Raw genomic sequence first — 18,840 nt, 5'->3', positions numbered from 1 at the left:
TCAGCTCGTCAGTTCACCGTGCAGCTCTGGTCGCCCAGCCCGAACGCCGTCGGTTTCGGGTTCGAGCCCGTCCAACTGCCCGTGAACCCGAAGGACACGGACGAGCCGGCCGCCACGTTGGCGTTCCAGCCGACGTTCCTCGCCGTCACCGCCGAACCCGACTGCGTGTAGTCGGCGTTCCACAGCTGGGAGATCGTCTGGCCGCCCGGGAAGGTCCAGCCGAGGCTCCAGCCCGACCATGCGCCGGTGCCCGTGTTGGTGAGTCTCACGTCCGCCTGGAAGCCGCCCGACCACTGGTTGGTGATGGTGTACGTCACCGCGCAGGCACCGGACGGAGCGGGATCGGTGGGGTCCGTGGGGTCCGTCGGATCCGTGCCGCCGCCGCTCGTGTCGGAGGTGTCGCCGTAGATCACACCCCGGCCGTTCGTCGACACGTACACCCGCCCGTAGATCCTCGGGTCACCGCTGATCGCCCCGCCCGTCCAACCCCACTGGTGGGCGTCGTCGTTGATCCGGGTCCAGGTCGCCCCCCTGTCGGTCGAACGGAAGATGCCGCGTACTCCGGCGATCTTCGCGCTGGTGTAGAGCGTCTGGTACGAGGCACCCGTCGCAGCCTTCCCGAAACCGATGGTGTCGGCCTGCTCGACCGTCGACAGCCTGGTGAAGGTGGCGCCGGAATCCGTGGAGTGCCACAGCCCGTACGCCCCGTCGCTCGCCCCGCCCGCCAGCCACACGTCGCCCTTGACGCCGGGCAGTGCCTTGAAGCGCACGCTGTCCCCGGCGGGAAGGCCCGTCGCGGCCGAAGCGGTGAAGGTCGCGCCGCCGTCCGAACTGACGTAGAACTTCCCGGACTTGAAGCCGTAGAAGGTCTTCGGGTCGACCCGGTCCGACTCGACGACCGCGCCGGACGGTATCCCGCTCGACGCCGACCACGACGAACCGAACCCCGTCGTGTACTGCACGCCCGTGCCCGCCGGACTCCACACGAACCGGCTGCCGTCCGCCGCCGCGGCGACCGTCCCGCCCCCGCTCACCCCCGAAGGATCGCTCCCGGCGAACCAGTTGGCGCCGTTGTCCGTCGAGAACGCCACATGCGGCCCCGAGTCCAGATTGCCCACCCGGACCACCGTGTTCGGGTTGGTCTCGGCGTAGTCCAGGCTGGTGGTCGTCGTGAAGTTCGGCGAAGTGAACATCATCGACGGCACCTTCGTCAGGTCCGTGTGCCGGAACCCGCCGACATCGCCGAGCGCGCTGAGCAGCGGGGCGCCGGTCGGCGGCGAGGCCAGGTCGTTGACCGCGGTCTCCTCCAGCCCCTGCACCATCGGCTTGACGGTGAACTGGCCCCCGCTGTCCCATTCGGCCAGGTTCTCCGTGCCGTAGATCGTCGCGCCCGTCCCGTACATCATCCGGCTGGAGTTGAACGGGTCGATCTCCAACGCCTCGGTCATCCAGCCGAGTTTGGGTGCCTGCTCGGGAGGCGAGGGGTTCGCACCCCAGGTCAGCCACGGCGAGGAGGAGACGTCCATCGTGAAGCGGTTCGCGCGGTTGGGATACGACGTGTAGTCCCACGCCTTCGTCCAGGTCCCGCCGCTGTTCGTCGAACGGAAGATCTGGGTGTCGGGCCACCAGGAACTGTACGCGGTGGCCATGACCGTGCCGGGCTTCTGCCGGTCGACGGTCAGCCCGCTGAAGCCGTAGTAGGTGTCGGCCTCCGCCACCGGGCTGATGTCCGTCCAGGTGCCGGTCGCCGTCGCGTACCGCCACAGCCGGCCCTTGCCGCCGTCGTACGGACCGCCCTTGTCGCTGTATGCGATGTACAGATAGCCGTTGACGGTATCCAGTACACCCTTGTGCGCCAGATACCCCGTCGGCTGGCCCGCCAGCCGCGACCAGGTCGCGCCCGCGTCCGTCGAGCGGTACACCGCGTTGTCCTTGTCCGCCACCCCGACGTAGACCGTCTTCGTCGCCGTACCGGAGGTACCCGTCGACTCGTCGAAGGTGACCCAGACGATCCCCTGGTTGTCGCTCGCGTACCCGCTGGTGTCGCTGGGATCCTGTACGTAGTTGCCGGCGTTCGGGAAGTTGCCCACCTGCGACCAGGTGACCCCGGAGTCCGTCGACCGCCACAGGCCCTTGCCGCTCGGCGCGCCCAGATACAGCACGCTGTTCCTGTTCGGGTCGACCGCGAGCCGTTCGCCCATCCCCCGGCCCGGCATGTTGCCGCCCAGCTTGAAGGGCAGGTCCGTCTTCTGCCAGCTGGCGCCCCGGTCGGTGGACCGGAGCACGGCGCCGTTGCCCGGATCCCAGCTGTTGGTGTACGTGCCGACGGCCGCGTACACCCTGTTCGGGTCGACGGAGTCGGAGGCCAGGCTCACCACACCCGTGTGCCCCCAGTCGTTCCAGCCGACCGAGTCCAGCAGGGGCGTCCAGGTCTTGGTCGACTCCTGCCAGCGGTACGCCCCGCCGATGTCGGTGCGCGCGTAGGCGAGGTTCTTCTCCTTGCGGTTGAAGACGATGCCCGGCACGAAGCCGCCGCCGTCGATCCGCGCGTTCTTCCAGGTGTACGACTCGGCGGCCAGTGCCGGTCGGGGGGCGCCGTCCGCGGCCAGCGCGGGCGGGCCGCCCGCGATCAGGCCGGCGGCGAGCGCCAGTACGGCCGTGAGGATGCGGGTTCTTCGCACGGTGGGGTCCTTCCTCGCGAAGCCATGTGGGAGGAGATCTGTGCGGGGGAGTGCGCGACGTGGGGGTGAGGGGGGCGTGCGATCACCGGGCGGCCCCCCATGCGGGAAGGGGCCGCCCGGTGCGGTACGCGGAGCTTTAGCGGGGACTTATTCGAGGAGCTCCGCGTACGAACCCATGGCCAGGGCGATGTCCGCCTGGGCCCAGAACCGGTGGTACGTGAACACGGGCGCGGCGCCGCCCGCGAGATAGCTCTCGATCTTCGACCAGGCCGGGTCGTTCTTGTAGAAGGAGCGCAGCGAGGTGAAGGTCGAGGAGGAACTGACCGTGTCGCCGTTCGGCATCTTTCCGCTCCAGCCGCTCGGGACGTACACGCCGTCGTCGAAGCGGTTGTAGTCGGTGCGGGTCTCCGGGACCGCGATGCCGAGGGCGTCCTGGTGGTTGGTCCACATACCGTCCAGGAGCGCCTTGGCCGTCGTCTTCGCCTCCGTGTCACCGGACTTGGCGGCGTAGTACGTCAACGTCCGCGCGTAGGCCCCGGCCACGCCCACGTCGTCGGTGTAGTCGGCGACGGTGACGTGAAGTCCCGTGTTCGCGCCGGGACTCGACGCGTTCCAGGTGTCGGGCTGCCCCGACCACTGGAGGGTGGAGGGGATGCGGTAGGTGCCGTCCGGGTTGATCGTGGTCTTGGACAGCGCCCAGTCGACCCACTTGTCGAGGACCGCCTTGGCGGCCGCGTTCCCCGTCTGCTGGTAGTACTCGGCGACCCGCTCCATCGACCACGCCTGGAAGCCGAACCACTGGTTCGACGGCGGGTCGTGGTAGACGGGCTGCTGGTCGTAGTACATGCCGTAGAAGGTCGACGTGCCGGCCGGGGGAGTGGCGTAGCGGCCCGCCCAGCTGTTGGTCGCCCCGCCCGCGATGGCGCCCTCGCTGGATTGCAGCCAGCGGTAGAACTCCAGCTGTCGGCCGAGGGACTTGGTCCAGTCCGCCTGACCGGTGGCCGACTTGGGCTTCAGGTCGGCGTAGGAGCTGAGGGCATAGGCGGCCAGGGGGTTCTGGTAGCCGCCGTGGGCGTGGCTGGAGCCGATTCGCCAGGCCCAGCCCGCGCTGGTGTCGGTGGCGCCGCCCCAGGCGTAGTACCAGGACAGCAGGTAGTGCGAGGCGTCCTTGCCGGTACCGGCCGCACACGTGGTCGGCCCTGCACAGTTGCCGACCTTCTTGAAGTACTTGTCGTACATCGCATACCGCAGGTAGTCGCCCATCTTCGCGGCCTTGCCGACAGTCGCGGAAACGTCACTGCCCTTGCCCTGCGCCTTCGCCCACACATCCGCCCAGTACGCGGCCTGCACGGCCCGCGCGTCGGCGTCCGGGGCGTCCGTGTACTTCCACTGCCTGGCGTAGGAGGAGTCGCCGGTGAACAGGTCCAGATAGCCGTTCGTCCCGCCGTACTTGAAGGCGTCGCAGGTCGGCTGCGGAACCGTCTCCCACACCGACTCCTGCGCACCGCGCTGGAAGGTGTTGATGTACGACGGCCCGGTCGCCGTCGGCCCGGCCTCGCACTTGCCCGGCTCGTTGCCGTAGCCGTAGACGTTGTCGACGTCCTGCAGCCAGTGCATACCGTAGACATCGTCCGTACCGTACGCGGTCTTCAGTTCACCGGCGATCGGATCCGATCCCACGGACACCCCGGTGTCCAGCCGCGCCGGGTACTCGTTCGGCGTGTCCAGCTCGGGTGCGTACGTGGCCGGCTTCGACGCGTTGTAGTAGGAGTTCGTCGGCTGGTCGGCGTGGGTGGGGATCATGTACTTCTCCATGAGGTCCCACGCGCCGTTGAACTTGGTCCAGTCGCCGGTGATCCTGCCGTACATGGCCTGAAGCCAGAGAAGGTAGCTGTAGGCCTCCGACGTCGTCTCGTGGCCCTGGTCCGGCGCCTCCACGATCAGCGTCTCGACCGAGTGGTACGGGATGCCCTCGGGGGAGAAGTAGCCGTTCGCCGGGTTGGTGATCTTGCCGTACAGATCCAGGAACCGGGCGTCGTACACCTTGCTGCCTGCGATCTCGGTCACCGTGACCGAGGCCTTGGCGTGACCGGTCGCCGTCGATTCGAAGGACGCCGCGCCGGTGCCGGAGGCGTCCGCGGTGACGGTCACCTTCTGAGCGGTGCTCCAGTTCGACGGCGTGAAGGTCAGCGACGCGCCGCCGGTCACCGTCAGACCGGTGTTGCCGCCGGTGCGGGCGGTCGTGACGGTCACACTGGCCGACGGCTGGGTCGACAACTTCAGCTCGTACGTCCCCGACTTGCCCTGCTGGACGGCCAGTTGGTTGGTGGAGGCGACGACGGCCGGTCCTGAGGCGACCGTGATCCCGACCGGGGTCGAGGCGGCCGACGCGCCCAGGCTGTCGTAGGCCTTGGCGACCAGCGAGTGGCTGCCCGCCGACAGGCCGGAGGCCGACAGCGTGTACGGCGAGCTGGTGTCGGTGCCCAGCAGGGTCGTGTCGTCGTAGAACTCGATCTTGCTGATCGTCGCGTTGTCGGCGGCCGCGGCGGTCGCCGCGAGCGGCACCGGGTCGCCCTGTGTGTAGACGGCGCCCGCGGCCGGGCTGGTCAGCACGGTGACCGGCGGCTGGTGTGCGCCGGTGCAGGTGGTGCCGTTGATCGCGAAACTGGTCGGAGCGGTGTTCGTGCCGCTGTAGGTGAACTGCGCGCCCGTGCTCACCGCGGCGCCCGCGGCGATGGTCGCGTTGTAGGTGGCGTTGTTCACCGTGATCTGCTGACCGGACTGCGACCAGGTCCCGTTCCAGCCGCCGGTCAGCTTCTGGTTGCCCGCGTAGGCGTACGTCAGCGTCCAGCCGCTGATCGGATCGGTGCCCCGGTTGGTGAGGGTCACGTCCGCGGTGAAGCCGGAGCCCCAGTCGTTCGTCTTGTAGTCGACACTGCACTGAAGTGCCGCCGCCCGGGCGGGAGTCGTACTCGTGCTCAGCATGGCGAGGGGAAGCGCGAAGGCCGCCACTACGGCGGTCCACAGGCGCCGCGCCCCGCCGCGTCTGCGTGCGGGGTCCATGGTTCTGGTTCCTCCTTGCGGCTCGGAGCGGTGGGGGGAGGAGCAACAAGCCTTGAACCAGTGGGAGCGCTCCCATAGTGGGGACGGGGGTGAGAGCGGTCAAGGTGCTTGAAGAGTCGAAAAGATTCGACGCGTCAAGTTGAGGGAAAGTCAGCGACGCCCCTGTTCTTTGCCGGAACTTGGCGCTAGCTTCGAGACACCAGTGGGAGCGATTCCATCAGTCGACGCGTCCAGCGCGACGCGCTGATCTGCAAGGAGTCGCTCATGCGACGCCCCCTTCATTCAGCCTTTCTGGCCGTCGCCGGCACGGTCGCCCTCGGGACGGGCGCGACCCTGCCGGTGGTGACGGCGCAGGGAGCCGCGCCCGCCTGCACGGTGGAGTACTCGGTCACCAGCCAGTGGGACGCCGGCTTCCAGGCGGACGTGAAAATCACCAACAACGCCTCCGCCCTGAGCAGTTGGAGTCTGACCTTCGACTTCGCCAACGGTCAGAAGGTCACCCAGGGCTGGAGTGCCAAGTGGTCCCAGTCCGGTTCGACGGTCACCGCGGCGAACGAGAGCTGGAACGGCTCCCTGGGCACCGGCGGGAGCGTCAGCGCGGGCTTCGTCGCCACACGGGCGTGGACGAACGCGGTGCCCACGGCGTTCAGGCTCAACGGAACGGCCTGCAACGTCGACACACAGCCGACAACGACACCGACCCCCACCCCCACACCGACACCCACCGCCCCGCCGGACACCGGTGACGCGCCGCCCGCGCTGCACGTCTCCGGGAACAAGCTCGTGGACACGGGCGGCGGCACCCGCCGGCTGCTCGGCGTGAACCGCTCCGGCGGCGAGTTCATGTGCGTCCAGAGCCGCGGCATCTGGGACGGCCCGGTCGACGACGCGGCGATCCAGGCGATCGCCGACTGGAAGGCCAACACCGTCCGCATCCCGCTCAACGAGGAGTGCTGGCTCGGCACGTCGAACATCAACTCCGCCTACAGCGGCGCGAATTACATCAACGCCGTGAAGGAACTGGTGGCCCGGACCGAGGCACACGGCATGACGCCGGTCGTCGAACTGCACTGGACCTACGGCCAGTACACCGGAAACTCGGCGGGCTGCTCCGACGTGCACGCCAGTTGCCAGAAGCCGATGCCCGACATGCAGTACACCCCGTCGTTCTGGACCTCGGTCGCGAACACCTTCAAGGCCGACCAGGCGGTCGTGTTCGACCTGTTCAACGAGCCCTACCCGGACCGTGCGACCGCCACGACCACCCAGGCATGGCAGTGCTGGCGGGACGGCGGTACCTGCCCCGGGATCGGTTATGAGGTCGCCGGTATGCAGGATCTCGTCGACTCCATACGGGCGACCGGTGCCAGAAACCTGGTTCTCGCCGGCGGTATCGCGTACTCCAACGACCTCAGCCAGTGGCTGACGTACAGGCCGACCGACCCCACCGGCAATCTCGCCGCCGCCTACCACGTCTACAACTTCAACTCGTGTGCGAGCGAGAGCTGCTGGAACTCCACGCTCGCCCCGGTCGCCGCCCAGGTGCCGCTCGTGGCCGGGGAGATCGGGGAGAACACCTGCTCGCACTCCTTCGTCGACCAGGTCATGAAGTGGTTCGACGACCGGGACCTGTCGTACCTGGGATGGACCTGGAACACCTGGGACTGCTCCTCGGGCCCGTCCCTGATCTCCGGCTACGACGGAACTCCCACCGCGTACGGCACCGGGCTGCGCGACCATCTGCGCGCCCTCGACGGATAGGCGCCACCAGGGACAGCGCCGACAGCACAGCCAGCGCTGACAGAACAGCCAGAACGGATGGAACAGCCAGAACAGCCAGAACAGCCAGCACAGACACACAGAGACAGCACCGCAACGCCCCAACGGAACGGACAACACCCGCGACCGACAAGGAAACCCGCACTCATGAGCCGTAGCAGAACAGCGATACTCGCCGCGCTGGCGCTGGTCGCCGGGGCCTCCGGGACCGCGCTCGCGGTGGTCCCCGGGGACCCGGGCATCGCCGCGATCCCGTGCAGCGTCGACTACAAGGTCCAGAACCAGTGGGACACCGGCTTCACCGCCAACGTCACCGTGACCAACAACTCGGCCGCGAAGTCGAGTTGGTCGGTGAAGTGGGCGTACGCCGGCAACCAGCAGATCACCAGTGGCTGGAACGCGAAGATCACCCAGTCCGGTACGGCCGTCACCGCGAACAACGAGACCTACAACGCGTCGCTGCCGAGCGGCGGTTCGGTCAGCTTCGGGTTCCAGGGCACCTACAGCGGCACCAACGCGGTCCCGACGGCGTTCACGCTCGACGGGGTGACCTGCAACGTCGACAGCGGTACCGGCGGGTCCACGGACCCCACTCCGACCGACCCGGGCACCCCCTCCACCCGGGTCGACAACCCCTACGCGGGCGCCAAGGTGTACGTGAACCCGGAGTGGTCGGCGAAGGCCGCCGCCGAACCGGGCGGCTCCCGTATCTCCAACCAGCCCACCGGCGTCTGGCTCGACCGCATCGCCGCCATCAACGGTGCGAGCGGCAGTATGGGTCTGCGTGCCCACCTCGACGCGGCCCTCGCCCAGAAGGGAAGCGGCGAGGAGGTCGTCCAGCTGGTGATCTACGACCTGCCGGGACGTGACTGTGCGGCCCTCGCCTCCAACGGGGAGCTCGGCCCGACGGAGATCGACAAGTACAAGGCACAGTTCATCGACCCGATCGCGGCGATCCTCGCCGACAGCAAGTACGCGGGCCTGAGGATCGTCACCACCATCGAGATCGACTCGCTGCCCAACCTGGTCACCAACACCGGCAGCCGTCCCACCGCCACCGCGGCCTGCGACACGATGAAGGCCAACGGCAACTACGTGAAGGGCGTCGGCTACGCGCTGAACAAGCTCGGCGACATCCCCAACGTCTACAACTACATCGACGCCGGTCACCACGGCTGGCTCGGCTGGGACGACAACTTCGCCCCCTCCGCCCAGCTCTTCTACCAGGCGGCCACCGCCGAAGGGGCGACGGTGGACGACGTACAGGGGTTCATCGCCAACACGGCCAACTACAGCGCCCTGAAGGAGAACAACTTCACCATCAACGACAGCGTGAACGGCACGTCCGTACGCCAGTCGAAGTGGGTGGACTGGAACCGGTACGTCGACGAGCTGTCGTACGCGCAGGCCTTCCGCACCCAGCTGATCTCCACCGGCTTCCGGTCGACCATCGGCATGCTGATCGACACCTCCCGCAACGGCTGGGGCGGCACCGCCCGGCCCGCCGGCCCGGGCGCCACCACCAGCGTGGACACCTACGTCGACGGCGGCCGCTACGACCGCCGGATCCACATCGGCAACTGGTGCAACCAGTCCGGTGCCGGCCTCGGCGAGCGCCCGCAGGCCGCGCCGGCCGCCGGGATCGACGCGTACGTGTGGATGAAGCCGCCGGGGGAGTCCGACGGCTCCAGCTCCGCCATCGCGAACGACGAGGGCAAGGGCTTCGACCGCATGTGCGACCCGACGTACACGGGCAACCCCCGCAACGGCAACAACTTGTCGGGCGCCCTGCCGAACGCGCCGCTGTCCGGGCACTGGTTCTCGGCCCAGTTCCAGCAGCTGATGCAGAACGCCTACCCGCCGCTGTAGGGGGCAGGTGGATCCGCCGGGGCCGGTCGGGCCCTCCCGGGCCGGGCCCCGGCGGATCGCGGACTCCACCGGCGATCAGTCCCCGTCCGGCCGCTCCAGGAGCAGCGTCAGCAGGGCACGGCCTCGGGAGCGGACAGGGGGAGCAGCGGGGCAGCCGGCGGCGTTCACCGACCAGAACGTCGAACGCCTCATGAAGGACCGGGTGTCGACCGCGGCGGCGAACGGGCCGTCGGCCGTCCCGCCCATCCGGACCCCGGGTCCTTCCAGGTCCCGGGGTCCTCGGGGTCGTAGCCCGTCTCCCGCCACGGCAGCCGTGCGCAGTCCTCGGCGACCCGCGAGGGGAAGGCGGACTCGAGCCGCACGAAGCCGTCCCTCGAGGAAGTGTGCGGCCTGCTCGTCGTCCATCGGGTCGTCGTCGGGATCCGGCGTACGAAACGCATGCCGCTTTTTTGCGGTCCCGGCAAGGGAAGTGGCCCCGCGCGGTGCGGCGGAGCACGCTGACGTCATACCCGAGGAGAGGGCGATCACCATGGCGCACCACCCGCACGAGCAGCCCGACGGCCACCGGCACGCGCAGGAGCACGGGCACGGGCACCGGCACGGCCACGACACCGACATCGACTGGGAGGAGATGGCCCCGCATCTCGAGGCCCAGGCCGAACTGTTCACGCCGCTGTACGAGCGGGCCCTCGGCTGGCTCGCGAAGGAGGTGACCGAGCCGGGGCTGATCGTCGACGCGGGAAGCGGGCCCGGGGTGATCTCGGGTCTGTTCGCCGAGACCTTCCCCGGCGCCCGGGTCCTGGCGGTCGACGGCTCCGAGCCGCTGCTGGCACGGGCCGCGGCGCGGGCCGCCCGGCTGGGGTACGCCGACCGTTTCGCCACCCTGGCCGGTGAACTCCCCGATGTGCTGGAACAGTCGGACTATCCGGCCGACCTGCTGTGGGCGGGCCGCAGCCTGCACCACCTGGGCGACCAGCGCGCGGCCCTCACCGCCTTCGCGCGGCAGCTCGCGCCCGGCGGCACGCTGGCCGTCATGGAGGGAGGTCTGCCGAGCCGGTTCCTGCCGCGCGACCTCGGGATCGGCCGCCCCGGCCTCGAGGCGCGGGTCGACGCACTGCAGGAGGAGTGGTTCGCGCGGATGCGGGCCGGGCTGCCCGGGGTTGTCGACGAGACCGAGGACTGGCCCGCGCTGCTGGCCGCCGCGGGCCTGAAGCACGCCCGCACGCGCAGCTTCCTGCTCGACCTGCCCGCCCCCGCCTCCGAGCGGGCCCGCGCCTACATCGCCGCCTCCCTGGACCGGATGCGCGAGGTCTTCGCAGACGCGATGGACCCCGAGGACCGTGCCGTGCTGGACCGGCTGCTCGACCCGGACGACGCGGCGGGCGTCCACCGCAGGCCGGACGTGTTCGTGCTGGCGGCACACACCGTGCACACGGCGGTGAAGAGCGTCTAGGACCCGGCCGTGGTCCGGCCCGGGGCGGCGGAACGGAAAAGGGGTGTGACCGCCTGGTCACACCCCTCACCGATGCCGTCCCCGAGGATTCAGCCCGCGTCGAACGCCGCCGGGTCCGGGCCGATCCGCCGGTCCTCGTTGAGCGCGCTGATCGCCGCGAGATCCTCGGTGTCCAGGCTGAAGTCGAACACGTCGATGTTCTCCTTGATCCGCGACGGCGTCACGGACTTCGGGATCACCACGTTCCCCAGCTGGAGGTGCCAGCGCAGCACCACCTGGGCCGGGGTGCGGTCGTGCTTCCGGGCGATCGCCACGATCGCCGGGACCTCCAGCAGGCCCTTGCCCTGACCGAGCGGCGACCACGCCTCGGTGGCGATGCCCTGCTCCGCGTGGAACTCGCGGGAGGCGTGCTGCTGCAGATGCGGGTGCAGCTCGATCTGGTTGACCGCCGGGATCACCGACGTCTGCTCGATCAGCCGCTCGAGGTGCTCCGGGAGGAAGTTGGAGACGCCGATGGCGCGCACCCGGCCGTCCGCGAGGAGCTTCTCGAACGCCTTGTAGGAGTCGGTGTACTTGTCGCGGGCCGGCAGCGGCCAGTGGATCAGGTACAGGTCGACGTAGTCCAGGCCCAGCTTCTCCAGCGAGGTGTCGAACGCGCGGAGGGTGGCGTCGTAACCCTGGTCGCCGTTCCAGAGCTTGGTGGTGACGAAGACGTCCTTGCGGGACACCCCGGAGGCGTTGATGGCCTTGCCGGTGCCCTCCTCGTTGCCGTAGATCGCCGCTGTGTCGATGCTGCGGTACCCGGTCTCCAGCGCGGTGGAGACCGCCCGCTCCGCCTCGTCGTCCGGCACCTGCCAGACGCCGAAGCCCAGCTGGGGCATCTCGACGCCGTTGTTGAGGATGATCGGGGGGACCTTGCTGCTCACGAGCTCTCGATCCTTCGGTTGTCCGTCAATTGGTCTCCCCATCGTGAACGACCACGCGCCGTGATGCATTCCTGACCCCGGAATTCGTACCCCAAAGCCTTACGTGCGGTACAAGAGCCCTACGTGCGGTACAGGGCGTCCACTTCGTTTGCGTAGGCGTTCTCGATCGCCTTGCGTTTCAGTTTCAGCGACGGGGTGAGCAGCCCGTGCTCCTCGGTGAACGGCTGGGCGAGGATACGGAAGGTGCGGATCGACTCGGCCTGCGAGACCAGCGTGTTGGCCGCCACGACGGCCCGGCGCACCTCCGCCTCCAGGTCCGCGTCGCGCACCAACTCGGCGGGCGTGAGCTGGGGTTTGCCGCGCATCTGCAGCCAGTGCTCGATCGCCTCCTGGTCCAGGGTGACCAGGGCGGCGACGAACGGCCGGTCGTTGCCGACGACGATGCACTGGCTGACCAGCGGATGGTCGCGCACCCGCTCCTCCAGCAGCCCCGGCGAGACGCTCTTGCCGCCGGAGGTCACCAGGATCTCCTTCTTGCGGCCGGTGATCGTGAGGTAGCCGTCCTCGTCGAGGGAGCCCAGGTCACCGGTGGCGAGCCAGCCGTCGTGCAACGTCTCGTCGGTCGCCTTGGGGTTGTTGAGATATCCCTGGAAGACGTTGTCGCCGCGCAGCCAGATCTCGCCGTCGTCCGCGATGTGGACGGTCATCCCGGGAATCGGCTGCCCGACGGTGCCGTAGCGGGTACGCCCGGGCGGGTTGGCGGTGGCGGCCGCCGTCGTCTCCGTCAGGCCGTAGCCCTCGTAGACCTGCACGCCCGCGCCGGCGAAGAACAGTCCCAGCCTGCGGTCCATCGCGGAGCCGCCCGACATCGCGTGCCTGACCCGGCCGCCCATCGCCCCGCGGACCTTGGAGTAGACGACCTTGTCGAAGAACTGGTGCTGCATCCGCAGCCCCGCCGACGGTCCCGGCCCGACGCCCCAGGCCTTCGCCTCCACCGCTTCCGCGTAGGCCACGGCCACCTCGACGGCCTTCTCGAACGGCCCCGCCCTGCCCTCCCGTTCGGCCTTGCGGCGGGCCGCGTTGAACACCTTCTCGAAGATGTACGGCACGGCCAGGAAGAACGTGGGCCGGAACGCGGCCAGGTCGGGCAGCAGGGCCGCCGCGTGCAACTGGGGCTGGTGGCCGAAGCGGACCCGGCCGCGGATCGCGGCGATCTGCACCATCCGCCCGAAGACGTGCGCGAGCGGCAGGAACAGCAGGGTGGCCGCCTCGTCGCCCTTCTTGGAGTGGAACACCGGCTCCCAGCGCTCGATGACGGTGTCCGTCTCGAACATGAAGTTGCCGTGCGAGATCACACATCCCTTGGGCCGGCCGGTGGTGCCCGAGGTGTAGATGACGGTGGCCACCGAGTCGGGGGTGACCGCCTCCCGGTGCCGGTGCACCACGTCGTCCTCGACGGACGCCCCCGCGTCGTACAGCTCCTGCACACAGCCCTCGTCCAGCTGCCACAGCCGGTGCAGGTTCGGCAGCCGGTCGATGACGGTGGCGATCGTCATCGCGTGGTCCTCGTGCTCCACGACCGCCGCCGTGCACTCCGCGTCGTACAGCATCCAGAAGCACTGCTCCGCCGACGACGTCGGGTAGACCGGCACCACCTGCGCGCCGATCGTCCACAGGGCGAAGTCGAACAGCGTCCACTCGTAGCGGGTGCGGGACATGATGGCGACGCGGTCGCCGAAGCGGACACCCTGCGCGAGGAGCCCCTTGGCGAGCGCGAGGACCTCGTCGCGGAACTCGGCGGCGGTCACGTCCCGCCACTCGCCCTGCTCGTCCTTGCGGCCCAGCGCCACGCGCAGCGGGTCTTCCTGGGCGTGCCGGAAGACGACGTCGGCCAGACCGCCCACCGGCGGTGCCAACGCCAACGGAGGGTTGGTGAACTCTCGCAAACCCGTACACCCCGCTTCTCATGGCCCAGGCGCCGTGAAAGCTACCCCACCCTCGGTCGGGGCGGGAGAGGGCCGGAAAGCGAACGATGCTCTCGTCTGCGCTGGTCCGTGCAGGAAAATGGGCGCACATGGGGAAGGGTCGGACAGAAAACTGACGGAAGAGTAAGTTTCGGCGCCGTAATCTCCACCGAATCTGCCCGTCCCGCCCACTCCGTCCGACGCCTTCCCTGAGGTCACGGGCGGTGCACCGGCTTCTCCTCCATCAGCGTCCCGGCGGCCGCCCCCGTTACTCCGCCCGCCGCCCCGCGCGCGGGCCGCACCAGGACGAACACCAGCACCCCGGCGGCCACCCCCACACCGCCCGCCGTCACCAGCGCCGCGTCGAGCCCCGCGGCGAACGCCGCCCGCAGGGTGTGCTCGGGCACGCCGCCCCGCAGGGCCGCCGCCCCGCCGCCCGCCAGCGCGTGCGCCGCCCCCCGCGGCAGATCCCCGGCCATCCGGGACGTGAGGACGGTGCCGAAGACCGCGACCCCGAACGCGTACCCGAGCTGCCGTACGGTGTTCACCGCGCCGCCCGCCATCCCGGACCGCGCCGGTTCCACCGCGGCCAGCGCCGCCCCCGCGACCGTCGGCGCCACGAAACCGGTCCCCACCCCCACCAGCACGAACCCGGGAACCAGCGCCGTCCAGCCCGACCCCGCCCCCAGCACCGCCTGGCAGAAACACCCGGCACCGGTCAGCAGCAGCCCGCCCCCGACGGTCAGCCGCGCCGACACCCCGTGCAGCCGCCTGCCCACCACGACCGCGGTCACCATCGCCGCCACCGTCATCGGCAGCAGCGTCAGCCCGGCGTGCACCGGGCTCATCCCCAGCAGCGTCTGCATCCAGATCGACAGATACGGCGTCACCCCGAACGCCACCCCGTTGAACGCCAGCGCGCCCGCCATCACGCCCACGAACGCCGGCCCGCGCAGCAGCGACAGATCCAGCAGCGGATGCGCCGCCCGGCGCTCCACCAGCACGAAGCACAGCAGCGCCAGGACGGCCGCCCCGAAGGAGACCAGCGCCGCCGTCCCCGTCCAGCCGTCCGCACCGGCGCGCACGACGCCGTACGTCGTCCCGCCCGCGAACACCGCGAAGGCCGCCGTACCCGCCCAGTCGACGCGCATCCCGCGCGGCCCCCGGGACTCCGGCACCACCCTCAGCGTCAACCACACCGCGACCACGCTCACCGGCAGATTCACGAAGAAGATCCACCGCCAGCCCGGCCCCTCGGTCAGCAGCCCGCCGAGCACCGGGCCGACCGCCGCCGCCCCGCCGCTGACCGCGCCCCACACGCCCAGCGCCGCCGACCGCTGCCGTCCCCGGTAGACCGAGCCGAGCAGCGGCAGGGTCGTCGCGAACATCGCGGCCGCGCCCACCCCCTGCACCGCCCGCGCCGCCACCAGGGCAGCGGGCCCCGACGCCAGCCCGCACAGCAGCGAGGCCGCCGCGAACACCACCACCCCCGCCACATGCACCCGCCGCCGCCCCAGGATGTCGGCCGCGGCCCCCGCACCCAGCAGCAGCGCGGCCAGCGCCAGCGCGTACCCGTCGACCACCCACTGCAGATCGCTCAGTGAGGCGCCCAGCGCCCGCGCCATGTCCGGCAGCGCCACCACCACGATCGTCACGTCCAGCAACAGCATGAACGTGCCCAGACACACCGCCGTCAGCGGCCCCCATGTCCGCATGTCTCCCACTCCCCGTCGCTCGCTCTTCGATGGATGTGTGCCCGTACGATGAACGCGGCGCGGCCGATCACACCGGTGTCCGGTGTGATGTCAACGGAATCCGATGGAGGAACGCTTGCTGGCGATGGAATCCGACACGTTCGACGAGTTGGACCTGCAACTGCTCTCCGCCCTGGAGATCGACGGCCGGGCCCCCTTCGCCCGGATCGGCGCGGTCCTCGGCGTCTCCGACCAGACGGTCGCCCGCCGCTTCCGCCGCCTCAGCGCCGAGGCCGGACTCAGGGTCGTCGCCGTCCCGGACGCCGAACGCCTCGGGCGGGACCAGTGGATGCTGCGCCTGCGCTGCGTGCCCGACAGCGCCACGGTCATCGCGGAGGCCCTCGCCAAACGCCACGACACCAACTGGATCGGCCTCGGATCCGGCGGCACCGAGATCGTCTGCATGACCCGCCCGCGCCACCCCGGCGACCACGACGACCTGCTCCTCGGCAAACTGCCGCGCACCCCGAGCGTGGTCGAGATCCGGGCACAGCAACTCCTCCACCGCTTCTACGGCGGCCCCAACGGCTGGCTGCGCAAGTTCCGGGCGCTCGACGACGACCAGGTCGCCGCCCTCACCCCGCGCCACGGCCCGCCCGCCGGACCGGCCCGTATCGGCCCCGAGGACGAGGAACTCCTCGCCGTCCTCGAACGCGACGGACGCGCCGGTTTCCCCGAACTCCAGCGCGCCACCGGCCGCTCCGAGTCCGCCGTCAAACGCCGCCTCGCCGCCCTGCTCGCCTCCGGCGCCGCCTACATCGACGTCGAGTACCACTCCGAGGCCTTCGGCCACGGCCTCGCCGCCCTCCTGTGGATCACCACCGCGCCGTCCGCGCTGCACTCGGTCGGCGAGGCCCTCGCCGGTCACGACGAGATCGCTTTCGCCGCCGCCACGGCCGGCCCCTCCCACATCGTGGTCACCGCCGTCGTCCGCGACACCGCGGGCCTGTACGCGTACCTCAGCGGACCGCTCGGCCGGCTGGGGGGAGTCCAGCACGTGGAGACGACACCGTTCCTGCGGAGGGTGAAGCAGCTGACCTATCAGCCTTTGAGGCGGTAGGGGCGGTAAGGGCGGGTGAGGGTGGGCGCGCGGGGCAGGCTGCCGTATGCCGTATGCCGTATGCCGTATGCCGTATGCCGTATGCCGTAGCTGGTAGACGGTGGACGGCCGGTTCGCGGCTGCCGGGATCGGTCAGGCTTGCGGACGGTTCACGGGCGCAGGGCGCGCCGGAGCGTCCGGTGCGGCCGGCCGGCGGTGCAGGCGGTCGCCGCCCGTCAGGATCGCCGCCGCCAGCGCGTCCGCCGCGCCCTGTGCCGACGTACGGCGCCGCCCGTGCACCAGGACGAAGTCGACCCGGCCCAGTTCCGGCAGCCCCGCCCGCTCCGGGACGCGTACCAGGCCCGGCGGGATCAGCCCCCGAGAGTGCGCCATCACACCGAGTCCGGCGCGTGCCGCCGCGATCAGCCCGTTGAGGCTGCCGCTGGTGCACACGATGCGCCACGCCCGTCCCTGCCGTTCCAGCGCTTCCATGGCCAGCGCGCGGGTGATGCCCGGAGGCGGGAACACGATCAGCGGCACCGGCCGTTCCGGGTCCAGGCGCAGCCGCTCCGCGCCGATCCACACCAGCCGGTCGTGCCACACCAGTTCCCCGCGCGGGTCCTCGGGGCGCCGTTTCGCCAGGACCAGATCCAGCTTGCCCGCGGCCAACTGCTCGTGCAGCGTGCCCGACAACTCCACTGTCAGCTCGAGATCGACCTCCGGGTGGTCGTACCGGAAGCCCTCCAGGATCTCCGGCAGCCGGGTCAGCACGAAGTCCTCCGACGCGCCGAATCGCAGCCTGCCGCGCAGCCGGGTGCCGGTGAAGAAGGCGGAGGCCTGCTCGTGCACGTCCAGGATCCGGCGCGCGAAACCGAGCATGGCCTCGCCGTCCTCCGTCAGCTCCACCGAGTGCGTGTCCCGGGAGAAGAGTGTCCGCCCCGTGGCGTCCTCGAGCCGCCGTACGTGCTGGCTGACGGTCGACTGGCGCAGCCCGAGCCGCCTCGCCGCCTGCGTGAAACTCAGCGTCTGGGCGACCGCGAGGAAGGTCCGCAGATGAGAGGGGTCGTACACACCTGACACGCTACCCGGGGAGAGCCGTTGTCATCGCAATGCATGATGACAGTCAGAGCGGTATGACGGACTCCCGATCACGGATCCGAGGGGGACGATGGAGAGGGGCCCTCCGGCCTCCGCCCGCACCCCATCGAACGTACGTGGAGCACCGTGAAACGCCTGAAGTGGCCGAGTCGGATGCCGGTCGACCCCTACATCCTGCTGTTGCTCGGGACCGTCGGGCTCGCGGCGCTCTTCCCGGCTCGCGGCACCTCCGCCGACGTGGCCTCCGGCGCCTCCAAAGCCGCGATCGCGTTCCTCTTCTTCCTCTACGGCGCCCGGCTCTCCACCCGCGAGGCACTCGACGGACTCAAGCACTGGCGGCTGCACGTCACCGTCCTGGCCTGCACCTTCGTCATCTTCCCGCTGCTCGGCCTCGCCGCGCGCGGTCTCGTCCCGGTGTTCCTCACCCACCCGCTCTACCAGGGACTGCTCTTCCTCACCCTCGTGCCGTCGACGATCCAGTCGTCGATCGCCTTCACCTCGATCGCCCGCGGCAACGTTCCCGCCGCGATCTGTGCGGGCTCCTTCTCCTCCCTGGTCGGCATCGTCGTCACCCCGCTGCTCGCGGCCGTCCTGCTCGGCGGCAGCGGCGGCGGCTTCTCGGCCGACTCCGTCGTGAAGATCGTGCTGCAACTGCTCGTGCCGTTCGTCGCGGGGCAGGTGCTGCGCCGGTGGATCGGGGGGTTCGTCACCCGGCACAAGAGGATGCTCGGCCTCGTCGACCGCGGCTCGATCCTCCTTGTCGTCTACACCGCGTTCAGTGAGGGCATGGTCCGGGGCATCTGGCACCAGGTCAGTGCCGTGCGGCTCGGCGGCCTCCTCGCCGTCGAGGCCGTGCTGCTCGCGGTGATGCTCGCCCTGACCTGGTACGGCGCCAAGGCCCTGCGGTTCGGCCGCGAGGACCGCATCGCCATCCAGTTCGCCGGCTCGAAGAAGTCCCTCGCCTCCGGACTGCCCATGGCGAGCGTGCTGTTCGGGGCGCACGCCTCACTCGCGGTGCTGCCGTTGATGCTGTTCCACCAGATGCAGCTGATGGTGTGCGCGGTCATCGCCAAGCGCCGGGCGCGGGATGCGACGGGCGGGCCCAGGGAGTCGGCGGGGGAGGAGCGGGCCGCTGCGGCGGCGTAGACGATCGGCTGTCGGCTGCTGCAAGGCGACGGTATGCAATATGTCGCCGACCGCATCCCGACCGCATC

Annotated in this window: 12 protein-coding genes; 5 read left to right on the top strand and 7 right to left on the bottom strand. The window is 70.2% G+C overall.

Features of this window, described 5'->3' with window-relative positions:
* Positions 1-8: 8 nt before the first annotated feature.
* Complete coding sequence (locus ABT057_RS36030) at positions 9-2,681, bottom strand: cellulose binding domain-containing protein (protein WP_352348092.1); 2,673 nt, start codon at positions 2,679-2,681, stop codon at positions 9-11.
* Positions 2,682-2,828: 147 nt separating this feature from the next.
* Positions 2,829-5,744, bottom strand: coding sequence for a glycoside hydrolase family 48 protein (locus tag ABT057_RS36025; RefSeq protein WP_352348091.1), 2,916 nt, complete (start codon positions 5,742-5,744; stop codon positions 2,829-2,831).
* A 264-nt stretch (positions 5,745-6,008) separates the two neighbouring features.
* On the opposite strand from ABT057_RS36025, the gene ABT057_RS36020 reads away from it, so the two are divergent.
* Complete coding sequence (locus ABT057_RS36020) at positions 6,009-7,505, top strand: cellulase family glycosylhydrolase (RefSeq protein ID WP_352348090.1); 1,497 nt, start codon at positions 6,009-6,011, stop codon at positions 7,503-7,505.
* Between the two features lie 165 nt (positions 7,506-7,670).
* A complete protein-coding gene (locus ABT057_RS36015) occupies positions 7,671-9,392 on the top strand; it encodes a glycoside hydrolase family 6 protein (protein WP_352348089.1) in 1,722 nt (573 codons plus the stop codon).
* Positions 9,393-9,467: 75 nt separating this feature from the next.
* On the opposite strand, the gene ABT057_RS49290 is transcribed toward ABT057_RS36015, so the two are convergent.
* Positions 9,468-9,638 carry a hypothetical protein gene (locus ABT057_RS49290; protein ID WP_502974024.1) on the bottom strand — a complete coding sequence of 57 codons (171 nt, stop codon included), beginning with the start codon at positions 9,636-9,638 and terminating at the stop codon, positions 9,468-9,470.
* Between the two features lie 283 nt (positions 9,639-9,921).
* Here ABT057_RS49290 and ABT057_RS36005 point away from each other — a divergent pair, with 283 nt between their 5' ends.
* On the top strand, positions 9,922-10,845 hold the full coding sequence (locus ABT057_RS36005; protein ID WP_352348088.1) for a methyltransferase: 924 nt from the start codon (positions 9,922-9,924) through the stop codon (positions 10,843-10,845).
* Positions 10,846-10,934: 89 nt separating this feature from the next.
* On the opposite strand, the gene ABT057_RS36000 is transcribed toward ABT057_RS36005, so the two are convergent.
* From ABT057_RS36000 to ABT057_RS35990, 3 genes are all read right to left on the bottom strand, one after another.
* The gene (locus ABT057_RS36000; RefSeq protein WP_352348087.1) at positions 10,935-11,771 is read right to left on the bottom strand and encodes an aldo/keto reductase; all 837 of its coding nucleotides are present in this window, start codon (positions 11,769-11,771) and stop codon (positions 10,935-10,937) included.
* Positions 11,772-11,890: 119 nt separating this feature from the next.
* The gene (locus tag ABT057_RS35995) at positions 11,891-13,717 is read right to left on the bottom strand and encodes an AMP-dependent synthetase/ligase (protein WP_352348086.1); all 1,827 of its coding nucleotides are present in this window, start codon (positions 13,715-13,717) and stop codon (positions 11,891-11,893) included.
* Positions 13,718-13,950: 233 nt separating this feature from the next.
* The gene (locus ABT057_RS35990) at positions 13,951-15,450 is read right to left on the bottom strand and encodes an MFS transporter (protein ID WP_352348085.1); all 1,500 of its coding nucleotides are present in this window, start codon (positions 15,448-15,450) and stop codon (positions 13,951-13,953) included.
* A gap of 124 nt (positions 15,451-15,574) precedes the next feature.
* On the opposite strand from ABT057_RS35990, the gene ABT057_RS35985 reads away from it, so the two are divergent.
* A complete protein-coding gene (locus ABT057_RS35985) occupies positions 15,575-16,549 on the top strand; it encodes an Lrp/AsnC family transcriptional regulator (protein WP_352348084.1) in 975 nt (324 codons plus the stop codon).
* A gap of 132 nt (positions 16,550-16,681) precedes the next feature.
* Here the strand turns inward: ABT057_RS35985 and ABT057_RS35980 are convergent, their stop codons facing one another.
* Positions 16,682-17,599, bottom strand: a complete 918-nt coding sequence (locus ABT057_RS35980; protein ID WP_352348083.1) for a LysR substrate-binding domain-containing protein — start codon at positions 17,597-17,599, stop codon at positions 16,682-16,684.
* Between the two features lie 180 nt (positions 17,600-17,779).
* Between ABT057_RS35980 and ABT057_RS35975 the strand changes: the two genes are divergently transcribed.
* A complete protein-coding gene (locus tag ABT057_RS35975) occupies positions 17,780-18,772 on the top strand; it encodes a bile acid:sodium symporter family protein (protein WP_352348153.1) in 993 nt (330 codons plus the stop codon).
* Positions 18,773-18,840 lie beyond the last annotated feature (68 nt).

Source organism: Streptomyces sp. NPDC002588, assembly GCF_040295925.1.
Classification (GTDB): Bacteria; Actinomycetota; Actinomycetes; order Streptomycetales; family Streptomycetaceae; genus Streptomyces.
Note: the sequence above shows the minus strand (reverse complement) of the source record. Positions and strands in the feature narration are given on the sequence as shown.

Bases quoted from the DNA above. Each gene is read 5' to 3' on its own strand.
- ABT057_RS36020 (WP_352348090.1), top strand. From the start codon at position 6,009: ATGCGACGCCCCCTTCATTCAGCCTTTCTGGCCGTCGCCGGCACGGTC.
- ABT057_RS49290 (WP_502974024.1), bottom strand. From the start codon at position 9,638: ATGGGCGGGACGGCCGACGGCCCGTTCGCCGCCGCGGTCGACACCCGG.
- ABT057_RS35975 (WP_352348153.1), top strand. From the start codon at position 17,780: ATGCCGGTCGACCCCTACATCCTGCTGTTGCTCGGGACCGTCGGGCTC.
- ABT057_RS35985 (WP_352348084.1), top strand. From the start codon at position 15,575: ATGGAATCCGACACGTTCGACGAGTTGGACCTGCAACTGCTCTCCGCC.
- ABT057_RS36005 (WP_352348088.1), top strand. From the start codon at position 9,922: ATGGCGCACCACCCGCACGAGCAGCCCGACGGCCACCGGCACGCGCAG.
- ABT057_RS36015 (WP_352348089.1), top strand. From the start codon at position 7,671: ATGAGCCGTAGCAGAACAGCGATACTCGCCGCGCTGGCGCTGGTCGCC.
- ABT057_RS35990 (WP_352348085.1), bottom strand. From the start codon at position 15,450: ATGCGGACATGGGGGCCGCTGACGGCGGTGTGTCTGGGCACGTTCATG.
- ABT057_RS36025 (WP_352348091.1), bottom strand. From the start codon at position 5,744: ATGGACCCCGCACGCAGACGCGGCGGGGCGCGGCGCCTGTGGACCGCC.